Source organism: Streptomyces sp. NPDC096324 (assembly GCF_044763015.1).
Classification (GTDB): Bacteria; Actinomycetota; Actinomycetes; order Streptomycetales; family Streptomycetaceae; genus Streptomyces.
Window position 1 is genome coordinate 140,123 of the sequence record NZ_JBIWFK010000005.1, and the last position, 25,403, is coordinate 165,525.

Here is a 25,403-nt window from a genome sequence, read left to right on the forward strand (position 1 = left end):
CGCCTCACCCCTGGCCGACCACCAGCTCGGCCAGATCCAGGAACGCCCGCGTCGTCGCCGTGCGCAGCTTGCCCAGATCGCGGAACCCGGGAGAGCGCAGGCTCATGTCGAAGGGGATGAGGATGACCTGCGCAAGGGGGCAGCCGAGACGGAACGCGAGTTCGCTGGAGCGCGTCGGCCGGCCGGGTCCTTCGATCTCCGAGGCCACGACGATCGCCTCGTCCGCGAGCGTCCGGTGCCCCGACGCGCGCAGATCCTCGAGCAGGGACGCCACCATGTCAAGGAACTGGTCGGTGGCACTGGAGCACAGGACCAGCTGGTCCGTGAGGGCCAGCGCGACCTCGGCGGACCGGTCGAGACGCTTGGGCGACCAGTCGGTCAACACGAAGGAGTAGTACGGCGCCGTCTGAGTCAGCACCCGGGCGTACTCCTGGGCATGGACCGGGTTCGAGTTGAAGTGGCCCGAGCGGTGCGCGAGCACTTCCAGGCCCGAGGGCAAGTGGTTGGTGAGGGCGCGGATCTCGGCGTACGGAGTGTCCAGGGGCAGGGTCGCCAGGTCGCGCAGGGTGGCTGGGTTGCGCTGGGTCAGGAAGGAGTCGAGGGCTCCTTGTGACGGGGCTCCGTCGAGAGCGAGGACGGGCTCGTCGCGGACGGTGGCGAGCAGTGAGCCGAGGACCACGGTCGTCGTGGCCCGGCCGCTGTAGTGGTACGTGCCCACCAGAGTGACGCGCTTGCTCCGGCGCAGCGGCGTGCGCAGCCGCTGCAGGCGTGCGTCCCGGTCCGTGACACCGAACCGGGGCAGGCGAAGACGGGCGCGCCGTTCCGGCCGGGCGTCGACGGGCGGCAGAGCGAGGGGTATGTCCGCCAGTGTGGGGCCCAGTGCCACGACAGACGGTTCCCCGCTGTCCTGCGTCGCCCGGGCCATGGCGACGTAGCGGGCGAGGATGTCGGCCACCGCCCCCGCGATGGGGCGCCGCGCCGGGTCGGGGTCCAGGCAGCGCAGCACCATCAGTCGGAGTCGTTCCCACGTGTCGCCCTGCCACAGATGCATGCCCTCGGGCAGCGCCGGTATCTCCCAGCCGGCTTTGCTGCTGACGAGTTGGAGCATCTCGCCGAGGGACCGTACGTTGTCCTCGGCCGTCGGTACCGGACCCGTTCCGAGGTGGCGTCCATCGACGACGCAGTCGGACAGGTTGCCCAGGACCACGGAGCGCCTGAGGACGAACACACTGTCGGGACTGAAGTCCGCGAGGACCAGGCCGTTGACGTGACAGACGGCGAGGGCGCTGGCCAGGTGCCACGCGACGACGAGGCCGGCGATCTTGTCGAACGGGGCCGTGCCGTCGAGCAGGGCCCCGTTGAAGATCTCCGACAGCCGAGGCGGTTGCCTGTCGGGCGCGTCGGTGTCGGCGACGGGTGCCATCGCCAGCCAGGGCGGAGTCGCGTCGAGCTCGGCGATGTGCAGCACGGGCGCGTACTGGCCGCCGAGCCGCCGGAGAGCCTCGGCCTCCACCTCGATCAGTTGCGCGTTCACCGTGGGGAGATCAGGACGCGGGACGCGGAGTACGGCCACCTCGTTCTCCGCGGTCGACCCCTGGTAGACCACTGTGCGACGACCCCGCCGCCGCCCCCGGAGCGTGTACGGTCCCAGCACGCGGGGATCGTCGTCCGTCAGGGCGGTCCAGTCGTCCGGCCCGGACTCCGGCACGTCCGGCTCGGTGACTCCGGCGGTGCCGGGCGCGCCGTCGACGGAGACCCCGAAACGGGTCAGCAGCCGCCGCTCGACACTGGTGAACGGGCTCTGGGAGCCGTGCAGTTGCGCGTTGCCGTCCGGATGGATCAGCCAGGCGGGAAAGTCGGGCGAATTGCCCGCCAGCTGCTCCAGCCTGCGGCCGATGCTGCGTCCTGTGCGCAGGAGTTCGGCCTGCGGGACCGCGTCCAGCAGAACGGACTTGGACTCGTCGGAGAAGTCGAAGACGAGGTGCTTGGCGGGTACGGGTCCGGACACGGGTGCCGGACGTGGTCCGATCAGGCCACCCAGGAACACCTCGGCGAGGTGCGAGGTGCGCGCGGGCCAGGGGACCGCTGTCTGGACCAGCCGCATGACCGGCACCGACAACGGCGAGACGGCGGCCAGATGGGCGGCGAGGCGGTACGCCTCCGGAGTCGCAGCGTCCCGGAACCGCTGGGCGCTGTGCAGGTCCCGGGAGGCGGCGACCGCCGCGTAGCGGCTGGGGCGGGCGAGCAGGGGCAGCTCCACCGTGGTTCCCGGCGAGGCGAGCAGGCGCGCCCAGTTCCGCAGAGCGCCGGCCGTCGGTTCCAGGACCGGGACGCGTACCCCGGTGAACTCGGCCAGCTCGGGCGGCAGGACCCGGTCGGTGATCTCCCAGGACGTGTTGGCGCCACCGATCCGCCGGGTGGTGGCCTGCCAGCGTTCGGCGTGGATTCCGGACGCCTCCCACATCTCGGGCGGCAGTGTGTGCAGCAAGGCGACCGGGCCCTGGGCGGCCCACGCCGCCAGCAGATCGTGCATGGTTCCGTTCCGCCAGCCGGCCCCCATCCCGTCGCTGACGACCAGTACCAGGGTGCGGCCCGAGGGATCCCGTACAGCGCTCAGCGGGATCTCGGCGCTCTCGGGCTGAAACGGCCGGGCGCGGAGCCGCGGTTCGCGGGCGCGGTGGGTGTCCAGACCGAGGACGCGGGTCGTGGCGAAGGCGCCCAGCCGTTCGAGCAGCGTGCGCAGTTCGGCACCGAGCCGGTTCCAGAGCAGCATCGACACACCGTCGTCGACGAGCAGCACCAGGCTCAGCCAGCGTTCCTGCGCGGGACGCTGCACCACGTCGGGCAGCCGCGTCTCGGCCAGCTCGGCGGCGGTGCGCTCCTCGTCGATCTCCAGCCGGTGCCGGCTGGTCAGACGACGCCGCAGCGGACGCAGGGCACGTCCGAGTTCGAGTTCGTCGTCGAGGGCCTTGCTCTCCGGGACCCGAATGGGCAGGGCCTTGCGCGGTTCCCGCTCCGGTGGCCGTGGCCAGGGCGCGGGGGCGGGGTTCTGGCGGGCCGCCGCGTACAGGGAAGGCTTGGTGAGATCGGGCAGGTCCGGATCGTCGGGCTCGGGGGCGGGCCCCGGTGGCGGCAGGGGCTCCGTCGCGGGCTCGGGGTCGTCGGCCGGGGATGCGGGCTGCGGGGACGCGCGCAGGCCGACGCTCAGGGGTGCCTGGTCGGTCGAGGGCAGACGGCGGGCGAGCCAGAGCACGTCGAGCACCAGGTCCGCGTCGAGGTCCTGGCCGCACGCGCCCAGGACCCGGAGGGCCTCGGCGAGCCGGTCACCGCCGCCCGCCATCGTCACATCGCCCCGGTCAGCTGGTGGAGGACGGCGTCGAGGAGGCCCTCCGCGTTCAGATCCACGCCGCCGACGCGCAGGAAGACGGCATTGAGCAGTTGGTCCGTGGCGAGTTCGCCGGGGGCACGGCGGCGCAGGAACGCGTTCAGCAGGTCGTCCGCTTCGCGCAGCGCGTCCTCGCCCAGATGGGCGGCGACGATGGCGCGCAGCCGCTCCTCGTCGGGCACGGGCAGTTCGAGGCGGACGCAGCGGCGCAGGAACGCCGGCGGGAAGTCGCGTTCACCGTTGCTGGTGATGACGACGACCGGGAACTCCGCACACTGGACCCGCCCTTGATGAACGCTTACGGTGCCGCGGTGGTCGGCGGTCTGCACCTCCACGTTCGTGACGTCCTCGGGGAGCCGCGTGAGTTCGGGTATGTCGAAGACCCCTTCCTCGAAGACGGTGAGCAGGTCGTTCGGCAGATCGACGTCACCCTTGTCCATCTCGTCGATGAGCAGGGCGCGGGGCGCGGCGGAGGGGACCAGCGCGGTGCCGAGTGGGCCGAGTCGGACGAACGTGCCGATGGAGGGCTCTCGTTCGCCCCGGTCACGGCTCAGGGTCGTCTCGCGCAGCCGACCGATGGCGTCGTACTGATAGAGGGCTTCGCGCACGGTGGAGCGGCTGTTGATGGGCCAGCGCAGCAGTTCGCCGAGGTCGAGCTCGTGGGCGACCGCGCGGGCGAGCGACGATTTTCCGGTACCCGCCGGGCCGGTCACGAGCAGCGGACGGCGCAGATGCAGTGCGGCGTTGACGACATCGGCGTGTTGTGGCTCGATCAGGTACGGCAGTTCGGCCCGGGCGATGTGCGACGGGGTGAAGCGACGCCAGGGCGGCGCCGGCGGAAGGGCCACGGCCCGCGGCAGTCCGCTTCCGCGGAACAGGCGCCAGTCGGCGTCGGGTGCGGTCGTCATGACCTCTCCTGCGGTTCGTGGGTCAGCGGGGGAAGAGGCGCCGGATCGGGTTTCATACGCCCTCCTGGGGCTCCGTCAGATGCAGCCGGGGCACCGTGCGGTCGGCGTCGGCCCAAGCGAGGACCGGACGGCCCGGGAAGTCGTGAGGGTGGGCCATGGTCCTGGCGCGGTAGGAGCGCACGCCGTCGGGCAGTTCCCGTGTGGCGACCCGTGCCATGTGTTTCACGGCGTGCGAGTCCGTGTTCTGGCCCCGGTCCCACACCACTACGGGTACCCCGACGGCCAGACAGACCTGCACGATGCCATCACGCAGACCCGGCGGCACGTCGACGGAGACGCGCACGGCGTCGAGCTTCTCCATCAGTTCGTAGTAGACCTGGTTCGGATCCTTGGACGCGTCCGAGAAGACCAGGGTTGCTCCGGAGTCGAGACGACTCCACCGGCGGCGCCACTCGGGCAGGAAGCGCTCGTGGCGGCGCAGGAGCTCCGGGCAGTGCATGACCAGCGGGAACTCCACCCCGAGCACACCGGGCACGATCTCGTCGGGGGCCCGGCCCTCCCATTCGTCGACGGGGAGATTCAGGCTGCCGCGGTCCACCAGGACCTCCACGAGGGGACGTTGGCCCTGTGAGGCGGACGGAGCGAGGGACTCCAGGGTGCGCAACAGCTCGCGGGCGGCCTCGGACGCCGAGTAGGAGACGTCCGCCGTGGCCGAGACCTGCCGGGGCCCCGCGCCCTCGTCGCACCAGATCCTCAGGCGATGGCGTTCCGCCCCGGCCTGCCGCACCTCGACCAGTACCCGGGCGCGGGCCGACCGTGTGCGTATGTCCCGTGCCCATTCCTGGGCGTCCGAGCGCCGCTCCGCGAGGGCCGAGCGAGGAATGCCGAGCCGGGCGATCACCCCGTCGGACCACATGCGCAGCCCGGCACGCTGCGGTGCGGCGCACAGCACGCTCAGGTATTCCATGGCACGCAGCAGAGCGGGGACCCGCGGGTCGGCGCCGTCCGAGCGGCCGTCACCCGGCAGCGTCTCCAGATGGTCGAGCAGGGTGTCGAGGCTGCCCCCGCCGGGGAATGCCGCGACCAGCGGCAGGGCCGCGCGCACCACTTCCCCGAACCGTCCGAGCACCGTGCGGTCGACGCCGCGCAACAGGTGGTGCAGACGGGCGTATTCGCGCGGGGAGAGGAGCCGGGGTCCGGGTGAGAGGCGGCCGGCCGTCAGGACGCGGTCGGCGGCTGCCGGGTCCCGACGCCGCAGTATCTCGGTGAAGGCGGCGAGAGCCCGAGGGTGGCCGAGGAGGAAGTCCGCGAACTCCTCGAACGTGGGAGGAGTCACCTCGCCGCCGTCACCGACACCGCAGGCGCGCGCCAGTTGCCGGGCCGCGTCGCCGCGGCCGGACGGCGACGGGAAGGCGGCTTCCAGTGCCTCGATGAGCAGCAGACGGGCCGGGTCGTCGGGGTCCGCCGGTTCGACCTCCTGGAGGTCGAGGGCGCCGACGCCACGCAGCTCGGTCTCGATGTGCTGCCAGGGGATGCCCCAGCTGCGCCGGATCAGATGCTGAGGGCTGTACCCGGCGGGGCCGCCGGTGAGCGGGTCCTGGGGCGGCATGAAGTGGGCCACGACGACACCCACCACGGCCTTGTCACGGCCGCACCACAGTGGGCCGCCGCTGTAGCCGGGACCGACCGCCATGCCGGTGGCTTCGCCGTCGAGGTAGGCCACGGGGCCATCGGCGGACTTGACGGTCAGGTCGGCGAACGTGGCTCCGCCCGTGCTGCCGTGCCAGGTGCGCACCTTCTGACCCGCCGTCATGGCCAGCCGCCGGGCGGCCGGCCACACACTGTCCTCCGGCGCGTTGACCCGCAGCACCGCGAGGTCGCCGAGCCAGTGGTCCTCGCCCGCGCGTACGGTGGCGCCGTCGTAGGTGCGTGGGGCGATCCAGTGGGCCACGCGCGCCGGATACCTGCCGCGCGCGCGTGGCCCCGTGAACTCGACGGTGATGTCTTCGAGGCCCGGAGCACGTGGCTCGAAGAGTTCCCTGCCCAAGGCGTCGTTGACCACATGCGCGCACGTCACCACGGTGTCGGGGCCGAGGATCAGGCCGCCGCCCGCCACTTTGTCGTCCCGCACGCGGCGCACCGTCGCCGCGCATGAGACGGGAGGGTGGTCATCCGCATGTCCGAGGGGCCGGAACCACCGCATGGTCATTCCGCGTTCGGCAGCGCGCCACCAGTGCCGCCGGACGTCGGTTTCCAACTGGCGGTCACGGTGAGATGGGCCTGGCCGCTTCCGCCGACGATTCCGAGCTTGAGGTCCTGTCCGACCTGGACGCCGAAGGCCACACTCAGTTCGGTCGGCGGATCGGGCGCGGACGTGACCGCGTCGTGCACTTCCTGGAGCATCGGGCCGAGCGGCCGGAGCGCATGGCGCAGGGTGCCGACCGCGAAAGCCGCGACGGCTCCGCCGGCCGTAGCCACCGGGACGGCGGTCCCCATGCCCTCGGGACGGTCTCCGTCCCCGGCCCGGTCGGGTCTCATCCCGCCCTGGACAGGCGTGAGGACGAACCTGACGGGCGTACCGTCCTCGAACTGCTCCTCGAACTGCGACTCTGTTGAGGTTGACACAGTCACATTCTGGTAGAGACAGGCCCCTGGCACCGGTATGTTCGCCCAACTCGATGTCCGCTGAGCCGTATCGCCTACGGGTGAGGCCACCGCCCCGTTTCGGCGACCGGATCCGGGTGGGGCGGTTCGGGCCTCCTGGCCGGATGCCGTCGGACTTCTCTTGCGACAGACGTACGGAAAGTACGTATCGAACATGTGTGCTTTGTCCCCATGAAAAGGGGTGTCGATGGCGGAAACCTCACTATCGTCGTTACGTGCGGTCCGCCGGGGGCAAGGGCGAGGCAGGTGTTCGGCGGGAAGCGCGCCGAGATCGGGCCGTCGGATGGGGCCGACGGGGAGCGGGGGTGGCGGGATGGCGCAGCGATGGGACGCGGAGCGTCGGCAGTGGGTCGACGACGGTACGGGTCCGACGAACGGTGGGGTTCAGGACGGCGTGGACGCCGGCGGGGTGCCGCCGGCCGGGGACCAGCAGTGGTGGGCGGCGGCCACGCAGGCGGGTCCGCTGAGGCCCGACGCCTATCCGCCCGCGGGCGGCGCGCCGCCGCAACCGCCTCAGCCGCCGCAACAGCAGCAGCAATGGGCCCACTCCCAGCAGCAGGCCCAGGCGGCCTGGTCGCACCAGCAGTCACAGCCGCAGACCTGGCCGGGCGGCGTCGCGCCGCCGCCGGGTGGTGGCCGGCCGGGCGGTTCCGGTGACGCGCGGCGGCTCCTTCTGATCATCGTGGCCGTGGCCGTCCTCGCGGGCGGTGTGGGCGGCGGACTGTGGGCGGTGACCCGGGGCGACTCGGCGAAGCATCCGGAGGCGCAGTCTTCCGGTCCCTCGGTCAGCGTCACGCCGTCCCAGCCCGGGGTGACCCCGGGCACCTCGAACACCTCGGGCGGGGAGGGCACGTACACCGCCCCTGCCGTGACCACCGCCCCGGCGCCGGCTCCCGGGTACAGCCGTTCGGTCGATCCGCTCGGCTACACCGTGGACGTGCCGAACGGCTGGGCGCGCGACGAGGCGCAGGGCAAGCTGGCGCCCGTCGTCACCTACACGGCACCGGGCGGCGATCGCAGGCTCATGGTGTTCCAGGTCAAGGAGGTCTCCGTGACGGAGTCCTCGGCGCAGGCCCAGTCCATCGCGGAGGGGTTCCGGGACTACCAGTACCTGGACCGGCGGTCCGGCACCGACTGGACGGAGTTCAGTTACCGCTACGACAGCAAGCAGTACGGGGCGACCCAGACCGTCGATCATCGTTTCCAGGCCGCCGACGGCACCCCGTACGCCATCATCGTGTACTCGCCGCCGGGCACGGACATGACCGAGCAGCTCACGACGGCCGTGAACTCCTTCTGCCCCACCGGGTTCACCTGCGCGAACGGCACCTGAGGTCGTAACCGCCCCTAACGCGGGGGCGGTTGCCGCTCCCTCGTGCCGCGGAGTCGTTTCTCGAACCAGTGCGCCGCGTACACGTTGTCGTCGTAGCGCGGGATCTCGATGTATCCGCACGCCCGGTACATCTCCTGGGCCTCGACGAGCGCGGCGTGCGTGTCGAGTCGTACGAGAGTGAACCCGCGCTCCGCGGCCCGCTGTTCGAGCCCGTCGAGGAGGCGGCGTCCGAGGCCGAGCCGACGGGCACCGGGGTCCACCCACACATGGCGGATCTCGCCCTCCCAGGGACCGAGACGGCGCAGCGCGCCGCAGCCCACGGGGCGGCCCTCCTCGTAGGCCACGAGGAAGGCGCCCGCGTCGCCCGACACCTCGTCGGGGTGCACGAGGGCGGCGGGGTCGAAGCCCTCGGGGAACCGCGCGTCGATGTCGGCCGCGTACGCGTCGAGGCAGGCGCGGGCGTCGCGGGAGGCGCCGTCGACCGTCTCGACGGTGATCGCGGCGAGTCGGAGCAGCCGGTGCGCCGTGTCCAGGGCCTTGGTCAGTTCCGTCCGCCGCCGGGCGTCGAGACCGCTGAGCAGTCCCGCGGCGAGCGCGTCGGCCCGCCGGTTCTGCTCCTCGATCTCGGCCTGTCCGGTGGTCGTGAGGTCGGCCACCCGCAGTCTGCTGTCACCGGGATGGACGCTCACCCGGACGAGGCCCTGCCGTTCCAGGGCCCGCACCATCCTGCTCAAGTACCCGGCGTCCAGGCCCAGTCGGGCCCGCAGTTCGCGCAGGGAGGCTCCCGACGGGCCGATCTCGAACAACAGCCGGGCCTCGCCGAGCGGACGGTCCTGGCCGAGGTAGTGGTCGTCGAGGGCTCCGATGCGCCGCGTGAAGTAGCGGTTGAACCGCCGCAGCGCCGTCACCTGCTCCGCCCGCGCGGGGGTCGTCGGCGCGGGGGTCGTCGGCTCTTCGTCCGCCCGCGCGGGAACCGTCGGCTCTTCGTCGGCTGGCACTGGCTCCATCTTCCTTCGGCTCGCTGTCCCGCTCCGTCGGATCGCCCTCCCCTTTTATTTGACTTTAGTCAAAGGGAAAGGGGCTGTCCATCGCTGCCCGCCGCCCCGTTTGTCTCTTTTCGTTGGGTTTTTCAGTGACTCGGCGCACTCCTGGTGGCCGATCGCGCATGTCGCCGGGGTCGAGGGGCAGGTGCTCACAGCTCACGGGGGCGACACCCACGTGACACAGGGGGATCGAACAGGAACGGAAGGCAACACCGACCATGGCAGGACAGCAGGCAGGACAGCAGGCAGAACAGACCATCCACGTGGGCGGCGAGTGGCGCGCGGCGCTCTCCGGCGCGACGCGCGAGATCCTCGACCCCGCCGATGCCGAGCCGTTCGCCGTGGTCGCCGAAGGTGACGAGAAGGACGCGGACCTCGCGATCGCCGCCGCGCGCACCGCCTTCGACGAGGGGCCCTGGCCGCACACCCCCGTCACCGAGCGCGCGGCCCTGCTGCGCCGCGTCGCCGACCTCCTCGTCCGCGACCGCGAGGAACTCGGCCTGCTCGAAAGCCGGGACGCGGGCAAGACGGTGGAGGAAGGGCGCGTCGACATCGACTGTGTCGCCGACGCCTTCCGCTACTTCGCCGACCTCGTGGTGGGGGAGGGCGGCGGGCGCGTGGTGGACGCCGGGTCGTCCGACGTCCACAGCGTCGTCGTGCACGAGCCCGTTGGCGTGTGCGCGCTGATCGCGCCCTGGAACTATCCGTTGCTGCAAGCCAGTTGGAAGATCGCCCCGGCTCTCGCCGCCGGCAACACCTTCGTGGTCAAGCCGAGCGAGATCACCCCGCTGACGACCGTCGCCCTGCTTCGGCTGCTGGCCGAGGCCGGCCTCCCCGACGGTGTCGCGGGACTCGTCACCGGCCCCGGACACACCGTCGGCGCCCGCCTCGCCGAGCACCCGGACGTCGACCTCGTCTCCTTCACCGGCGGCCTGGTCAGCGGTACGAAGGTGGCGCGCGCCGCCGCCGACACGGTCAAGAAGGTCGCCCTCGAACTCGGCGGCAAGAACCCGAACGTCGTCTTCGCCGACGCCTGTGCCACCGAGGAGGGCTTCGACACCGCCGTCGACCAGGCCCTCAACGCCGCCTTCATCCACAGCGGCCAGGTGTGCTCGGCCGGCTCCCGGCTCATCGTCGAGGAGTCGCTGCGCGAGCGCTTCGTCGCCGAACTCGCCCGCAGGGCCGGTGCGATCCGGCTCGGGCGCGGCACCGAGGAGGGTGTCGAGTGCGGCCCGCTCGTCTCGGAGCAGCAGCGCGAGAAGACCGAGGCGTACGTCGCCTCCGCGCTGGCCGAGGGCGCCGTGCTGCGGTCCGGGGGCAAGCGGCCCGAGCCGTCCGAAGTCCGGCCCGCCGGCGGCTTCTTCTACGAGCCGACCGTGCTCGACCAGTGCCACCGCGGGATGCGGGTCGTCCGCGAGGAGGTCTTCGGGCCCGTCCTGACCGTGGAGACGTTCACCACCGAGGACGAGGCCGTCGCGCTCGCCAACGACACCGAGTACGGCCTCGCGGGCGCCGTCTGGACCGCCGACGCCGGCCGCGCCCGCCGTGTCGCGGGGCGGCTGCGCCACGGCACCGTCTGGATCAACGACTTCCACCCCTACCTCCCGCAGGCGGAGTGGGGCGGGTTCGGCAAGAGCGGCGTCGGGCGCGAACTCGGCCCGGCCGGGCTCGCCGAGTACCGCGAGACCAAGCACGTCTACCAGAACCTCGCGCCCACGCCCGTCCGTTGGTTCGCCGGCTGACTCCGGCAGACAGCAGACAGCAGATGGCGGCTGGCAGTCGTCAGGCAAGCGCCAGTTGTCGGCGATCGGCAGTCGTCCGTCACTGGTCGGCAACCGGCAACCGGCAACCGCCAACCGCCAACCGCCAACTGGCAACCGGCAGCCATCGGTCGTCGCCCGGTCCCCCGCTTCGCGCGCAGGGCTCCGGCGTCCGTAACCCCCCACCCTTCACCGCACCTTGGAGCACCCCTTCATGTCCCAGCACGAGAACACGTACGACTACGTCGTCATCGGCGGCGGCACAGCGGGCTCCGTGATCGCGTCCCGCCTCACCGAGAACCCGGATGTCAGCGTCGCCGTCATCGAGGGCGGCCCCAGCGACGTAGGACGTGACGACGTCCTCACCCTGCGCCGCTGGATGGGCCTGCTCGGCGGGGAGCTCGACTACGACTACCCGACCACCGAACAGCCGCGCGGCAACTCGCACATCCGGCACAGCCGCGCCCGCGTGCTCGGCGGGTGTTCGTCGCACAACACGCTGATCGCGTTCAAGCCGCTGCCGTCCGACTGGGACGAGTGGGAGGAGGCCGGTGCCAAGGGCTGGGGCGCGGTGCCGATGGAGGCGTACTGGACGCGGCTCCTGAACAACATCGTCCCGGTCGACGCGAAGGACCGGAACGCCATCGCGCGGGACTTCGTGGACGCCGCCCGCTCCGCCCTCGGCGTACCGCTGGTCGAGGGCTTCAACCGGGAGCCGTTCACCGAGGGCGTCGGCTTCTTCGACCTCGCCTACCACCCGGAGGACAACAAGCGGTCGAGCGCCTCGGTGGCGTACCTGCACCCCGTGATGGACGAGCGGCCCAACCTGACGCTCCTGCTGGAGACATGGGCGTACAAGCTGGAGCTGGACGGCAAGCGTGTCACGGGCGTGCACGTCCGTACGAAGGACGACGAGGACGTCCTCGTCCGCGCGCGCCACGAGGTCCTGCTGTGCGCGGGCGCCGTCGACTCGCCGCGGCTGCTGCTGCACTCCGGCATCGGGCCCGCCGGTGACCTGGAGGAGCTGGACATCCCCGTCGTGCACGACCTGCCGGGTGTCGGCGAGAACCTGCTCGACCACCCCGAGTCGGTGATCGTCTGGGAGACGAACGGGCCGATCCCGGAGAACTCGGCGATGAACTCCGACGCGGGCCTGTTCGTGCGTCGCGACCCCGAACAGCCGGGCCCCGACCTGATGTTCCACTTCTACCAGATCCCCTTCACGGACAACCCGGAGCGCATCGGCTACGAACGGCCCGCGCACGGCGTCTCGATGACCCCCAACATCCCCAAGCCACGCAGCCGCGGCCGCCTCTATCTCACCAGCGCCGACCCGACCGTCAAACCCGCCCTCGACTTCCGGTACTTCACGGACGAGGACGACTACGACGGCCGCACCCTCGTCGACGGCATCAGGATCGCCCGTGAGATCGCCGCGGCCGAGCCGCTCGCCGGCTGGCTCAAGCGCGAGGTGTGCCCCGGACCCGACGTCACCGGTGACGAGGAACTGAGCGCCTACGCGCGCCAGGTCGCGCACACCGTCTACCACCCGGCGGGCACCTGCCGGATGGGCGGCCTCCTGGACGAACTCGCCGTGGTGGACCCCGAACTGCGCGTCCGCGGCCTCGACGGCATCCGCGTCGCCGACGCCTCCGTGTTCCCGGCCATGCCCGCCGTGAACCCCATGGTCGGGGTGCTCATGGTCGGTGAGAAGGCCGCCGACCTCATCGGGGGTGACGTGCGATGACCATGTCCACCGGTACTCCGAGCGCGATGAACACGCCTGCCGGCGCCCCGGGCGCGACCGACACGGCCGGTCCCGTCTTCTCCGTACGCGGCCTGTGGAAGGTGTTCGGCCCGAAGGCCGACCGCGTCCCCGGCGACCCCGAACTCGCCTCCCTCGACGCCGCCGAGCTGGCCGCCGCCACCGGCTGCACCGCCGCCGTCCGGGACGTCGGTTTCGATGTGCGCAAGGGTGAGGTCTTCGTCGTCATGGGCCTGTCCGGTTCGGGCAAGTCCACCCTGGTGCGCTGTCTCACCCGGCTGATCGAACCCACCTCGGGCAGCCTCGCGATCGACGGCGAGGACGTCCTAGCCATGGACAAGGGACGGCTGCGCGAACTGCGCCGCCACCGTGCCGCCATGGTCTTCCAGCACTTCGGCCTGCTGCCGCACCGCACGGTCCTCGACAACGTCGCCTACGGACTGGAGATCCAGGGCGTCCCGCGCGAGGAACGCCGGGCGAAGGCCGCCGAGGTCGTCGCCAAGGTCGGTCTGGAAGGCCTGGAGCAGCGCAGGCCGGGCGAGCTGTCCGGCGGTCAGCAGCAGCGCGTCGGGCTGGCCCGCGCGCTCGCCGTCGACCCCGAGGTCCTGCTCTTCGACGAGCCGTTCAGCGCGCTCGACCCGATGATCCGGCGCGACATGCAGGAGGAGGTCGTCCGGCTGCACCGCGAGGAGGGCCGCACGATGGTCTTCATCACCCATGACCTCACCGAGGCCCTGCGCCTCGGTGACCGCATCGCCCTGATGCGCGACGGCCGGATCGTCCAGCTCGGCACCCCCGAGGAGATCGTCGGCTCCCCGGCCGACGCCTACGTCCGCGAGTTCGTCCGGGACGTGCCCCGCGAGCAGGTCATGACGGTCCGCAGGGCCATGCGGGCCGGGGACTGCGGCGGCCCGGACCACCCCGGCGCGCTCGCCCCCGACACGGTGGTCGCCGAGGCCATCAGGACCGTGTCCGGCAGCGGGCGCGCCGCCTGCGTGGTCCAGGACGGCCGCTGCCTCGGCGTCGTCGACCACGAGCGGCTGCTCGCCGTCGTCGCCGGAGCGGATCTGGGCGGGGAATCGGACCGGAGTGCCGGATCGGACCTGGGCGAGGAATCGGACCCGAGTGCCGGAGCGGACCCACGTGCCGGGGCCGGCCCGCGGAAGGAGGCGGTGTGATGGCCGCAGTCACCGCGTCCGCTCCCCGTACCGTCCTGCCCGCCCGCCTGCGGCACCCCGCCGTCGGCAAACTCGTGCTGCTCGCCGCCCTCGCGGCGGTGCTCGTCCCCCTCGCCGTCGCCCGCTGGTCCGGCGGCAGTTGGCCGCACGCCCTGACCGTCGACCTGACCGGACCGCTCGGCAGAGCCGGCGACTGGATCATCGACAACCGGGACAGCCACCCGCTGTTCCTCTACTTCTTCGGCTACGTCAGCAACGCCGTCGTCCTGTCCGTGCGCGCCGTCTATCTGCTGCTCCTCGCGGCCGGCTGGGCCGGAGTGACCGGCCTGGCCGCCCTCGTGGCCTGGCGGGCCGCCGGAGTGCGGATGGCCGTCGGCACCGGCGCGGCCTTCCTCGTCTGCGGACTGCTCGGCATGTGGGTGCCCACCATGCAGACGCTGGCGGTCATGGTGGTCGCCGTGTTCGCCTCCGTCGTCCTGGGCATGCTGCTCGGCCTCGCCGCCGGGCTCTCCGACCGCACCCACCGCGCGCTGCGCCCCGTCCTCGACACCATGCAGGTGCTTCCGGCGTTCGCGTATCTGCTGCCCGTCGTGCTGGTCTTCGGGATCGGTGTTCCCGCGGCCGTGCTCGCCACCGTCGTCTACGCCGCCCCGCCCATGGCCCGCCTCACCGCGCTCGGCCTGCGCGACGCGGACGAGGGCGTCATGGAGGCCGTCGCCTCGCTCGGCGCCACGGCCCGCCAGCGCCTGTTCACCGCCCGCCTTCCGCTGGCCCGCAAGGAACTCCTCCTCGGCCTCAACCAGACGATCATGATGGCGCTGTCCATGGCCGTCATCGCCTCCGTGATCGGCGCCGGCGGTCTCGGCGACCGCGTCTACCAGGCCCTGGCCTCCGTGGACGTGGGTGCCGCGCTCGCCGCCGGCATCCCGATCGTGCTCCTCGCGGTCGTCCTCGACCGGGTCACCGCCGCGGTGGGCGAACGGCTCGGAGCGCCCCGCGAGAACACCCCCCGGCTGTACGTGGGGCTCGCCGCCGCGATCGTCCTCGCCGTCCTGCTCGCCGGGCGCCTCACGGGCCGGGCGGAATGGCCCGGCGCGTGGGCGGTGAACCTCGCCGAGCCGGTGAACAGCGCCGTCGACTGGATGACCGGCCACCTCTACTCCGGCGTCCCGTACATCGGCGGCACCGCCGACTGGGCGGGCCACTTCACCACCTGGGTCCTCGACCCGCTCCGCGACGGACTCCAGTGGCTGCCCTGGTGGGCCGTACTGCTGACCGTCGCCGCCCTGGCCTGGCTCATCGGCACCTGGCGCACCGCCCTGACCGCCGTCCTCGCCATGGCCGCGATCGGCGTGCTGGGCGAGTGGAAGCCGGCCCTGGACACACTCTCCCAGGTGCTGGCCGCGGTCGCCGTGACCCTCGTGATCGGCTTCGCCACCGGGATCGCGGCCGCCCGCAGCGAACGGTTCGAGCGCCTGCTCCGGCCCGTCCTCGACGTCTTCCAGACCATGCCGCAGTTCGTCTACCTCATCCCCGTGGTCGCGCTGTTCGGCGTCGGCCGCGCCCCCGCCGTCGCCGCCGCGGTCGTCTACGCGCTGCCCGCCGTGGTCCGCATCACCACCCAGGGGCTGCGTGCCGTCGACCCGGCCGCGCTGGAGTCGGCCCGCTCCCTCGGTGCCACCGCCGGGCAGCAACTGCGCCAGGTCCAGCTTCCGTTGGCGCGGCCCGCGCTGCTGCTCGCCGTCAACCAGGGCGTCGTCCTGGTCCTCGCCGTGGTCATCATCGGCGGTCTGGTCGGCGGCGGCGCGCTCGGCTACGACGTCGTGTTCGGCCTCGCCCAGGGCGACCTGGCCACCGGCCTGGTCGCGGGCGCCGCGATCGTCTGCCTCGGACTGATGCTCGACCGGGTGACCCAGCCGACCGGGCGCCGCGCCAAGAAGGGAGCCTGACATGCGTGTTCGTACGACATCCGCGGTGGCCGGGGCCTCGGCCCTGCTGCTGCTCACCGGCTGCGGTGCCGCCGACATGACCCGGCAGGCCTCGCCCTTCGCGGGCGCCCGGGGCGCCAAGACGGTGACCCTGTCCGTGCAGTCGTGGGTCGGCGCCCAGTCCAACGTGGCCGTGGCGCAGTACCTCCTCGAACACGAGCTGGGCTACCGCGTCGACACCGTCCAGGTCGACGAGGTGCCCGCCTGGGACGCGCTCAGCCAGGGCCGCGTCGACGCGATCCTGGAGGACTGGGGCCACCCCGACCAGGAGAAGCGGTACGTCCAGGACAAGAAGACGATCACGCCCGGCGGGAACCTGGGCGTGACCGGGCACATCGGCTGGTACGTCCCGACGTACTTCGCGAAGCAGCATCCCGACGTGACGAACTGGAAGAACCTGAACAAGTACGCCGACCGGCTGCGCACGCCCGAGAGCGGCGGCAAGGGGCAACTCCTCGACGGCTCACCGTCGTACGTCACCAACGACAAGGCGCTGGTGACCAACCTGAAGCTGGACTACCAGGTGGTGTTCGCCGGTTCGGAGGCCGCGCAGATCACGCAGATGAAGCAGTTCGCGAAGGAGCGGAAGCCGTTCCTCACGTACTGGTACTCCCCGCAGTGGCTGTTCGAGAAGGTCCCCATGACCGAGGTGAAGCTGCCCGCCTACAAGGAGGGCTGTGACGCCGACGCGGCGAAGGTCGCCTGCGCCTACCCGCACACGCCGCTGAAGAAGTACCTGAACGCCGACTTCGCGAAGACCGGCGGGAAGGCGGCCGCCTTCCTGAAGAGGTTCAGGTGGACCACCGCCGACCAGAACGAGGTCTCCCTGATGATCGCCGACGACAAGCTGACGCCCCAGGAGGCGGCGAAGAAGTGGGCGGACCGCCATCGGTCCACCTGGAGGGCGTGGCTGGCGTCGTGACCGGGACGCCCCCGACCGAGTGAGCCCCACGCGGCCGGGGGCGTCCCGACACGGGCCGCCCCCGACGCGACCTAGCGCAGCTTCGCCGCGATCGCGGCGAGCGTCTCCGTCGCCCGGCGTTGCAGGCCGGGGCCGAACGTGACGCGTGTGGCGCCCAGTTCACCCAGTTCGGCGGGGGACTCCCCGTCGAGCCGGGCGAACACGTTCAGGGGCCCCTGGACACCGGACCGCAGGAGCGGCAGCACCCGCGTCGGGGCGCCGATCGGATACACGCAGTCCGCCCCCGCCGCGACATACAGCGCGGCCCGCTCGACGACCCGCGCGGGATCGCCGTCGCCGTACGCGAAGACGTCGACCCGGGCGTTCACGAAGAGCCGGTCGGCCGCCGCGCCGCGCACCTCGGCCAGCCAGTCGGCGTGCCGGGCCGCGTCCTTGAGGACCCCGCCCTCGGAGTCCTCGAGGTTGCAGCCCACGGCCCCCGCCTCCAGCAACCGCTCCACCAGCTCCCGGGGCGCAAGACCGTAGCCGCCCTCGACGTCCGCCGACACCGGTACGTCGACCGCCCGGGCGATCCGGGCGATCGCGGCGAACATCTCCGCGGCGGGCGTCTCCCCGTCCGCGTACCCCAGCGACGCGGCCACGCCGGCGCTGGGCGTGGCGAGCGCGGGGAACCCCTCGTCCGCGAACACCTTGGCGCTCGCCGCGTCCCAGGGACCGGGCAGCACGAGCGGATCGCCCGGCACGCGTCCGTGGTGCAGGGCCCGGAACCGCTCGGCCCCGCCCGCGGCCGCCCGTGCCGTCACTTGTGCCCGCCCGGCCGGTAGTGGCCGGGCACCATGCGGCAGGTCACGGCGAACCGGTTCCAGGCGTTGATCATCGTGATCGAGGCGATGAGCTGGACCAGGTCGGCTTCCTCGAACTGCCGGGCCGCGCGCTCGTACACCTCGTCCGGCACGAAGCCGTCCGTGATCACCGTGACGGCCTCGGTCAGCTCGATCGCCGCGATCTCCCTCTCCGTGTAGAAGTGCCGCGACTCCTCCCACGCGCCGAGCTGCACGATCCGCTCGACGCTCTCGCCCGCCGCCAGCGCGTCCTTGGTGTGCATGTCCAGGCAGAACGCGCAGTGGTTGAGCTGCGAGGCACGGATCTTCACCAGTTCGAGGAGCGTGGGGTCCACCCCGCGCCGGGCCGCCGCGTCGAGCCTGACCATCGCCTTGTAGACGTCGGGGGCGAGCTCGGCCCAGGCCAGCCGGGGCGTGTGCTCGGGCGCGTACCGCGCGGTGCCGGCGGCGGGCGGGGTGGGGGAGTCGGTGGGGGTCGCGGGGGTCGTGGTGGGCTGCGTGGTCGTGTCCTGCGTCGTCATGCGATCGACCCTACGAGGGGAGTAGCCCAGGAGTATGGTCCATTCCCATGGGGAAAACATGGGCCACTCTGGGGGTCGACCTCCATGTCGAGCCGACCGGGTCCGGCATCCGCAAGGGGCTGACCGAGGCACTGCGCGAGGCCGTCCGCGGCGGCCGGCTGGCCCCCGGGACCCGGCTCCCGTCCTCCCGCTCCCTCGCCGCCGACCTCGGCATCGCCCGCAACACGGTCGCCGAGTCCTACGCCGACCTCGTCGCCGAGGGCTGGCTCACCGCACGCCAGGGCTCGGGCACGCGCGTCGCCGAGCGGAGCGTCGTACGACCGGGGCCGCAGGCCGCGCCGCGCCGCCGTGAGCAGGCCCGGCCCGCCTACGACCTCGTCCCCGGCCGCCCCGACCTCGCGTCCTTCCCGCGCGCCGCCTGGCTCAAGGCGGCCCGCCGCGCCCTGGCCCGCGCCCCGCACGAGGCCCTCGGCTACGGCGATCCACGTGGCCGCCCCGAACTGCGCACCGCCCTCGCGGGCTATCTCTCCCGCGCCCGGGGCGTGCGCGCCGACCCGGAGCGCATCGTGGTCTGCTCCGGCTTCTCGGACGGCCTCACGCTGCTCGGCGCGATCCTGCGCCGGCGCGGGCTCCGCTCGATCGCCGTGGAGTCGTACGGGCTCGACGTGCACTGGAACCTCCTGCACCGGTCGGGCCTGCGCACGACCCCCCTGCCGTTCGACGAACTCGGCACCGACACACGGGACATGGCGGGCGTGCGGGCCGTACTCCTCACCCCCGCCCACCAGTTCCCGATGGGCCTGCCCCTGCACCCGGACCGCCGGGCCGCCGTGGTCGCCTGGGCGCGCCGCACCGGCGGGCTCGTCCTGGACGACGACTACGACGGCGAGTTCCGCTACGACCGGCAGCCCGTCGGCGCGTTGCAGGGCCTCGACCCCGAGCACGTGGTCCATCTGGGCACCGCCAGCAAGTCCCTGGCACCCGCGCTGCGTCTGGGCTGGCTCGTGCTGCCGCCGTCGCTCGTGGACGAGGTCGTCTCCCTGAAGGGGGAGGGCGGCTGGTCCACCGGTGCGCTGGACCAGCTCACCCTGGCGGAGTTCATCACCTCCGGTGCCTACGACCGGCACGTCCGCTCCGCCCGGCTGCGCTACCGGCGCCGCCGGGACGCCCTCGTCGCGGCGCTCGCCACCCGGGCGCCCGACGTGCACGCCACCGGCATCGCGGCCGGGCTGCACGCCGTGCTCCGGCTCCCGCCCGGCACCGAGGGGGCCGTGGTCCAGGCCGCCGCCTTCCAGGGCCTGGCCGTGCACGGCCTCTCGCACCACCGCCATCCGGACGCGCTCGTCCCGCACCGGGACGCGCTGGTCGTCGGTTACGGCACCCCGCCGGACCACGCCTGGTCGGGGGCCCTGGACGCGCTGTGCCGGGCGCTTCCCTGAAGGGGCCGTGCGCTCGAAGGGGGTCACCGGAGGGCATGGCGGCCACGAGGTCACGCCGGCGCGGACGGCTCCTTGGCCGGCGCCTCGCCGAACCGCGCCAGCGCCAGAGCCCCCGCCACCGCCACCGCGAAACCGAGAACCCCCAGCCAGGCCAGCCCCTCGCGGGTACGGTCGCCCAGCCACACCACGCCGACCAGCGCGGGCCCGATGGTCTCCCCGATGACCAGACCGGCGGTCGCCGTGGTCACCGAACCCCGTTCCAGGGCCGTGGTGAGCAGCAGGAACGCGGCGCCGCCACCGATCAGCAGCGCGTACGTCGCCGGATTGGCCAGCAGCGTCCCCGGATCGAGGTCGGCGATCAGCCGTACCGCCACCTCGACCACCCCGAACCCGAACCCCGACCCGAGGCCCAGCGCGAGCGCACGCCCCCGGTCGGGCAGCCGTCCGCCGACGAGCGCCAGCACCAGGACGGCCACGGACGTCCCGAGCATCGCGTACTTCAGTGCCAGGGACCCGGTCCGGTCCCCCTCGGGACCGGAGGCCAGCCCCAGCATCGCGAGTCCGCCGCACACCACCGCCACCGCGGCCCACTCGACCCGGCTCAGCCGCACATGGAGCAGCCGGGAGGCGACCACGGCGGTGACGGCCAGGCTCGCCGCGAGGGCCGCGCCGACCGCGTAGATCGGAAGCGACCGCAGCGCGAGGATCTGGAGCACGAACCCGACCCCGTCGAGGCCCAGTCCCGCCAGATAGCGCCACTGGCGCAGCGCCCGCAGCAGCAGGACGGCCGCGCCGCCGGCGCCGCCGCCCGTCCCGCCCTCGCCCGCGGCCCGTGCGGCCATGGCCTGCAGAACCGTCGCCGTACCGAAACAGACCGAGGCGCCGAGGGCGCAGATCATTCCAAAGAGCACGAAGCGACTGTAGGGGACACCGCGTTACCCGGGGCCGTCGTGGACTCGCCGTGTACGGGATCTCTAATCTGTCCCCTTCAGTCGAAAATCGAACCACAGAGAACAAACGGGGGAACGAAAATGGCAGACGTGCGACGTCAACTGCGCTCGGGCACGGTCGTCCTCGGCGGCATGGGACTTCTCGCGGCGACGCTCACCGCCTGCTCCTCGGACCCCGACAAGCGCTGCGTCGACCGCGACAGCTACCGCGCGGTCAAGGGCTACGAGGTCGTCGCGGACAAGTACTGCACGTCCTCATCGGGTTCGCACCACACCGGCTGGTACTACGGCGGCAGCAAGAAGAGCAGCTGGGTCGAGGGCGGCTCCTTCGTCAAGCCCCGTGGCTCCGGCGGCTCCGGGGGTTCGGGCGGCAGTGGCGTCCACCGCGGCGGTTTCGGCGGCGGCAAGGGCGGCTCCGGCGGCTGATCCGCGCCCGCCCGCCGGAGCGAGAGCTCCGGCACCCGACCCACCCGCCGAGACGGAGACCCACGCACCCCATGCAACGCCGCACCATCACCCCCCGTCCCGGCTGGCAGCAGACCGTCGAACGGCAGGGGCTGATCTACCCGCTCACCCGTCACCCCGACGACTCCCTGCGCCCGTACTGGGACGAGAGCGCCTACTACGCCTTCTCGCTGCCCGAGGTGGAGGCGCTGGAGGAGGTCGTCGAGGAACTGCACACCATGTGCCTGACGGCGGCCGGTCACATCGTCGAGCGGGGACGCTTCGCCGACCTCGGCATCGACGATCCCCGGGTCGCGGCGGCCGTCGCCGAGGCCTGGCACCGGCGCGCCGAACTCCCGTCCGTCTACGGCCGCTTCGACCTCCGCTACGACGGAGGGGGCCCGGCGAAGCTCCTGGAGTACAACGCCGACACGCCGACCTCGCTGGTGGAGGCCGCGAGCCCGCAGTGGTTCTGGATGGAGGACCGCTTCCCCGGCGCCGACCAGTGGAACTCCCTCCACGAACGCCTCGTCGCGGCCTGGAGGAAGCAGGGCGCGCTCCTGCCGCCGGGCGGGCCGCTCTACTTCGCGCACTCCGCCGAGGACGAACTCGGCGAGGACCTGATGACCGTCGCCTACCTCAAGGAGACCGCGGAGCAGGCGGGACTCGACACGGACTGGATCTCCATGGAGGAGATCGGCTGGGACCCCCTCTCCGGCCGCTTCGTCGACAACCGGCTCGCGTTCATCCGGAGCTGCTTCAAGCTCTACCCCTGGGAGTGGCTGACCTCCGACGCGTTCGCCGGCCATGTCCTGGACACCCTCGACAACGGCGGCGGCACCGGCACGACCCTGTGGATCGAGCCCGCCTGGAAGATGCTCCTCTCCAACAAGGCGCTCCTCGCCGTCCTCTGGGAGCTCTACCCGGGCCATCCGAACCTGCTCCCCGCCTACCTCGACGGCCCCCGCGAGCTGGCCCGTACGAACGGCTACGTCGCCAAGCCCCTGCTCGGCCGCGAGGGCGCCGGGGTGACGATCCACGAACCCGGCGCCGCGCCCGTCGTACGCGAAGAGGCCTGCTGCTACCAGGAGCTGGCACCGCTCCCGGACTTCGACGGCAACCGTGTCGTCCTCGGCGCCTGGGTCGTCGAGGACGAGTCGGCGGGCCTCGGCATCCGGGAGTCCTCCGGCCCGATCACGGACGAGTACGCCCGCTTCCTGCCCCACGTGATCCTCTAGGGCTGTTCGCGGGTCCCGCCTCGCCCGGCTCGGGTTCCTACGCGCCGAGTACGGCCCGGAGCTGGGCCAGGCCCCAGTCCAGGTCCTCCTCGGTGATGACCAGCGGCGGGGCGATCCGGACGGTGACGCCGTGGGTGTCCTTGACGAGGACGCCCCGCTCCATCAGTTTCTCCGAGATCTCCCGGCCCGTGCCGTACGCGGGGGCGATGTCGACGCCCGCCCACAGACCGCGCCCGCGCACCGCCGTGACATGACCGGAGTCCTTCAACAGGCCCAGTTCGCGGTGCAGCCGCTCGCCGAGCACGGCCGCCCGCTCCTGGTACTCGCCCGACCGCAGCATCGCGATCACCTCCAGCGCGACCGCGCACGCCAGCGGATTCCCGCCGAAGGTCGACCCGTGCTCCCCGGGCCGGAACACCCCGAGCACCTCCGCGCTCGACACCACCGCCGACACCGGCACGACCCCGCCGCCGAGCGCCTTCCCGAGGACGTACATGTCCGGCACCACGCCCTCGTGCTCGCACGCGAACGTACGGCCGGTCCGTCCCAGACCCGACTGGATCTCGTCCGCGACGAACAGCACGTTCCGCTCGCGCGTCAGCTCCCGCACGGCCGGCAGATATCCGGCCGGCGGCACCAGCACCCCCGCCTCGCCCTGGATCGGTTCCAGCAGCACGGCCACCGTGTTCTCCGTGACCGCCGACCGCAGGGCCGTCAGGTCGCCGTACGGCACGATCTCGAAGCCCGGTGTGTACGGGCCGAAGTCCGCCCGGGCCTCCGGGTCCGTCGAGAAGCTGATGACCGTCGTCGTCCGCCCGTGGAAGTTGTTGCCCGCGACCACGATCTTCGCCATCTCGGCCGGGACGCCCTTGACCCGGTACCCCCACTTCCGGGCCGTCTTCACCGCCGTCTCCACCGCCTCCGCGCCGGTGTTCATCGGCAGCACCATCTCCATGCCGCACAGCGCGGCCAGTTCCCGGCAGAAGTCCCCGAACCGGTCGTGGTGGAACGCCCGCGACGTCAGCGTCACCCGGTCCAGTTGCGCCTTGGCCGCCTCGATCAGCCGCCGGTTGCCGTGGCCGAAATTCAGCGCCGAGTAGCCGGCCAGCATGTCGAGGAAGCGGCGCCCCTCGACATCCGTCATCCAGGCCCCGTCCGCCGTCGCCACGACGACCGGCAGCGGGTGGTAGTTGTGCGCGCTGTGCGCGTCGGCCGAGGCGATGAACGCCTCCGTCGTCTCGCTGGCATCCATGGTGGTCACGGGATCTCCGTTCGCGCGGGGGCGGGTTTCTGGCCAATTCCTATCGTCGCTCGCATGGTGGACCGTGGACCCCGGTGATCCGGCGCGCCCGGTAGGCTGACGGACGGGGCCGTGACTGGCGCGCTGGGATGGGACCGACCATCGGGGAGCGGCACCCGCGCTGTGGCTTTCCCGGGGTGATCCCGGACCTCCGGACGGAGCGGCAGGCCGTCCCGAGGGGCCCGGACTGTCCGGGCGAGGAGTCGTGGCAACCGAGTGCCGTGCGCCTGGGCCGACCCGTGAACGCTGAAAGCAACGTCCGGAGGCCGTCATGCCAGAGCCCCTTTCCACCGAGTCCACCGCCTTCCGCAGCGCCCTCGACGTGATCCGGGCCGTGGAGCCCCGCGTCGCCGACGCCATCGGCCAGGAAATCGCCGACCAGCGCGACATGCTCAAACTGATCGCGTCCGAGAACTACGCCTCCCCGGCCACCCTCCTGGCCATGGGCAACTGGTTCAGCGACAAGTACGCCGAGGGCACCGTCGGGCGCCGCTTCTACGCCGGCTGCCGCAACGTCGACACCGTCGAGGCCCTCGCCGCCGAGCACGCGCGCGAACTGTTCGGCGCCGAGCACGCCTACGCCCAGCCGCACTCCGGCATCGACGCGAACCTCGTCGCCTTCTGGGCCGTCCTCGCCGCCCGCGTGGAGGCCCCGGCCCTCGCCGAGGCAGGCGTCCGCAACGTCAACGACCTCTCCGAGGCCGACTGGGCCGAACTGCGGCGCGCCTTCGGCAACCAGCGCATGCTCGGCATGTCCCTGGACGCCGGCGGCCACCTCACCCACGGGTTCCGCCCCAACATCAGCGGCAAGATGTTCGACCAGCGCTCGTACGGCACCGACCCCGCCACCGGCCTCATCGACTACGAGGCACTGCGCGTCTCCGCCCGCGAGTTCAAGCCGCTCATCATCGTCGCCGGGTACTCCGCCTACCCGCGCCTGGTGAACTTCCGGATCATGCGGGAGATCGCCGACGAGGTCGGCGCCACCCTCATGGTCGACATGGCGCACTTCGCCGGCCTGGTCGCGGGCAAGGTCCTCACCGGCGACTTCGACCCGGTCCCGCACGCCCAGATCGTCACCACCACCACGCACAAGTCGCTCCGCGGCCCGCGCGGCGGCATGGTCCTGTGCGACGAGACCCTCGCCGAGCAGGTCGACCGCGGCTGCCCGATGGTCCTCGGCGGCCCGCTGCCCCACGTCATGGCCGCCAAGGCCGTCGCGCTCGCCGAGGCCCGCCGCCCCGAGTTCCGCGACTACGCCCAGGCCGTCGTCGACAACTCCCGTGCCCTGGCCGAGGGGCTGATGCGCCGAGGCGCCACGCTGGTCACGGGCGGCACGGACAACCACCTGAACCTCATCGACGTCGCCTCCTCCTACGGCCTGACGGGCCGCCAGGCCGAGTCCGCGCTGCTCGACTCGGGCATCGTCACCAACCGCAACGCCATCCCCGCCGACCCGAACGGCGCCTGGTACACCTCCGGCATCCGCATCGGCACCCCCGCGCTGACCACCCGTGGGCTCGGCGCCACCGAGATGGACGAGATCGCCGGTCTGATCGACCGCGTCCTGACCACCACGGAGGCGGGGACCACCGCCAAGGGCGCGCCCTCCAAGGCCCAGCACGTGCTGGACGCGAAGATCTCCGACGAGATCGCCCACCGCGCGAGCGACCTGCTCACCGGCTTCCCGCTCTACCCGGAGATCGACCTCGGCTGACGCACC

General features: G+C 72.4%; 19 protein-coding genes. 10 read left to right on the forward strand and 9 right to left on the reverse strand.

Going from position 1 to position 25,403, the window contains the following annotated elements; translation table 11 throughout:
- Positions 1-4: 4 nt before the first annotated feature.
- The 4 genes from ACIQ7M_RS14750 to ACIQ7M_RS14765 form a co-directional block, all read right to left on the reverse strand.
- The gene (locus ACIQ7M_RS14750) at positions 5-3,340 is read right to left on the reverse strand and encodes an SAV_2336 N-terminal domain-related protein (RefSeq protein WP_403644535.1); all 3,336 of its coding nucleotides are present in this window, start codon (positions 3,338-3,340) and stop codon (positions 5-7) included.
- Between the two features lie 2 nt (positions 3,341-3,342).
- Positions 3,343-4,293 carry an AAA family ATPase gene (locus ACIQ7M_RS14755; RefSeq protein WP_403643739.1) on the reverse strand — a complete coding sequence of 317 codons (951 nt, stop codon included), beginning with the start codon at positions 4,291-4,293 and terminating at the stop codon, positions 3,343-3,345.
- Between the two features lie 52 nt (positions 4,294-4,345).
- Positions 4,346-6,424: a trypsin-like peptidase domain-containing protein gene (locus ACIQ7M_RS14760; protein WP_403643742.1), complete on the reverse strand. Its 2,079-nt coding sequence runs from the start codon at positions 6,422-6,424 to the stop codon at positions 4,346-4,348.
- 74 nt (positions 6,425-6,498) lie between these two features.
- The gene (locus ACIQ7M_RS14765) at positions 6,499-6,918 is read right to left on the reverse strand and encodes a CU044_2847 family protein (RefSeq protein ID WP_403643745.1); all 420 of its coding nucleotides are present in this window, start codon (positions 6,916-6,918) and stop codon (positions 6,499-6,501) included.
- Positions 6,919-7,270: 352 nt separating this feature from the next.
- Between ACIQ7M_RS14765 and ACIQ7M_RS14770 the strand changes: the two genes are divergently transcribed.
- A complete protein-coding gene (locus tag ACIQ7M_RS14770; protein WP_403643748.1) occupies positions 7,271-8,290 on the forward strand; it encodes a hypothetical protein in 1,020 nt (339 codons plus the stop codon).
- Positions 8,291-8,304: 14 nt separating this feature from the next.
- On the opposite strand, the gene ACIQ7M_RS14775 is transcribed toward ACIQ7M_RS14770, so the two are convergent.
- Complete coding sequence (locus tag ACIQ7M_RS14775; protein WP_403644538.1) at positions 8,305-9,198, reverse strand: GNAT family N-acetyltransferase; 894 nt, start codon at positions 9,196-9,198, stop codon at positions 8,305-8,307.
- 353 nt (positions 9,199-9,551) lie between these two features.
- On the opposite strand from ACIQ7M_RS14775, the gene ACIQ7M_RS14780 reads away from it, so the two are divergent.
- From ACIQ7M_RS14780 to ACIQ7M_RS14800, 5 genes are all read left to right on the forward strand, one after another.
- A complete protein-coding gene (locus ACIQ7M_RS14780; protein WP_403643751.1) occupies positions 9,552-11,075 on the forward strand; it encodes an aldehyde dehydrogenase family protein in 1,524 nt (507 codons plus the stop codon).
- A gap of 232 nt (positions 11,076-11,307) precedes the next feature.
- Positions 11,308-12,840, forward strand: coding sequence for a GMC family oxidoreductase (locus ACIQ7M_RS14785; protein ID WP_403643754.1), 1,533 nt, complete (start codon positions 11,308-11,310; stop codon positions 12,838-12,840).
- Positions 12,841-12,866: 26 nt separating this feature from the next.
- Positions 12,867-14,036 (forward strand): glycine betaine/L-proline ABC transporter ATP-binding protein, encoded by a 1,170-nt coding sequence (locus tag ACIQ7M_RS14790; RefSeq protein ID WP_403643757.1) that lies wholly within the window; start codon positions 12,867-12,869, stop codon positions 14,034-14,036.
- Positions 14,036-15,985 carry an ABC transporter permease gene (locus ACIQ7M_RS14795; RefSeq protein ID WP_403643760.1) on the forward strand — a complete coding sequence of 650 codons (1,950 nt, stop codon included), beginning with the start codon at positions 14,036-14,038 and terminating at the stop codon, positions 15,983-15,985. The genes ACIQ7M_RS14790 and ACIQ7M_RS14795 overlap by 1 nt, the downstream gene beginning before the upstream one ends.
- Position 15,986: 1 nt before the next feature.
- The gene (locus ACIQ7M_RS14800) at positions 15,987-16,946 is read left to right on the forward strand and encodes an ABC transporter substrate-binding protein (RefSeq protein WP_389850536.1); all 960 of its coding nucleotides are present in this window, start codon (positions 15,987-15,989) and stop codon (positions 16,944-16,946) included.
- A gap of 71 nt (positions 16,947-17,017) precedes the next feature.
- Here ACIQ7M_RS14800 and ACIQ7M_RS14805 read toward each other — a convergent pair whose 3' ends face one another.
- Both ACIQ7M_RS14805 and ACIQ7M_RS14810 read right to left on the reverse strand, forming a co-directional pair.
- Positions 17,018-17,749, reverse strand: a complete 732-nt coding sequence (locus tag ACIQ7M_RS14805) for an isocitrate lyase/phosphoenolpyruvate mutase family protein (RefSeq protein ID WP_403643763.1) — start codon at positions 17,747-17,749, stop codon at positions 17,018-17,020.
- Positions 17,746-18,309 (reverse strand): carboxymuconolactone decarboxylase family protein, encoded by a 564-nt coding sequence (locus tag ACIQ7M_RS14810; protein ID WP_355759727.1) that lies wholly within the window; start codon positions 18,307-18,309, stop codon positions 17,746-17,748. Before ACIQ7M_RS14810 ends, ACIQ7M_RS14805 begins: the two co-directional genes overlap by 4 nt.
- Positions 18,310-18,356: 47 nt before the next feature.
- Between ACIQ7M_RS14810 and ACIQ7M_RS14815 the strand changes: the two genes are divergently transcribed.
- Complete coding sequence (locus ACIQ7M_RS14815; protein ID WP_403643766.1) at positions 18,357-19,748, forward strand: PLP-dependent aminotransferase family protein; 1,392 nt, start codon at positions 18,357-18,359, stop codon at positions 19,746-19,748.
- A 50-nt stretch (positions 19,749-19,798) separates the two neighbouring features.
- Here ACIQ7M_RS14815 and ACIQ7M_RS14820 read toward each other — a convergent pair whose 3' ends face one another.
- Positions 19,799-20,647 (reverse strand): hypothetical protein, encoded by an 849-nt coding sequence (locus ACIQ7M_RS14820; protein WP_355759768.1) that lies wholly within the window; start codon positions 20,645-20,647, stop codon positions 19,799-19,801.
- A 132-nt stretch (positions 20,648-20,779) separates the two neighbouring features.
- On the opposite strand from ACIQ7M_RS14820, the gene ACIQ7M_RS14825 reads away from it, so the two are divergent.
- Both ACIQ7M_RS14825 and ACIQ7M_RS14830 read left to right on the forward strand, forming a co-directional pair.
- Entirely contained in the window at positions 20,780-21,124 is a 345-nt protein-coding gene (locus ACIQ7M_RS14825) for a hypothetical protein (RefSeq protein WP_403643769.1), read from the forward strand.
- A 71-nt stretch (positions 21,125-21,195) separates the two neighbouring features.
- Positions 21,196-22,380 carry a glutathionylspermidine synthase family protein gene (locus ACIQ7M_RS14830; RefSeq protein WP_355759721.1) on the forward strand — a complete coding sequence of 395 codons (1,185 nt, stop codon included), beginning with the start codon at positions 21,196-21,198 and terminating at the stop codon, positions 22,378-22,380.
- A gap of 37 nt (positions 22,381-22,417) precedes the next feature.
- Here the strand turns inward: ACIQ7M_RS14830 and rocD are convergent, their stop codons facing one another.
- Positions 22,418-23,632 carry an ornithine--oxo-acid transaminase gene (gene rocD, locus ACIQ7M_RS14835; protein WP_355759766.1) on the reverse strand — a complete coding sequence of 405 codons (1,215 nt, stop codon included), beginning with the start codon at positions 23,630-23,632 and terminating at the stop codon, positions 22,418-22,420.
- Positions 23,633-23,951: 319 nt separating this feature from the next.
- Here rocD and ACIQ7M_RS14840 point away from each other — a divergent pair, with 319 nt between their 5' ends.
- Positions 23,952-25,397, forward strand: coding sequence for a glycine hydroxymethyltransferase (locus tag ACIQ7M_RS14840; RefSeq protein WP_403643773.1), 1,446 nt, complete (start codon positions 23,952-23,954; stop codon positions 25,395-25,397).
- The last annotated feature ends 6 nt before the right edge of the window (positions 25,398-25,403 follow it).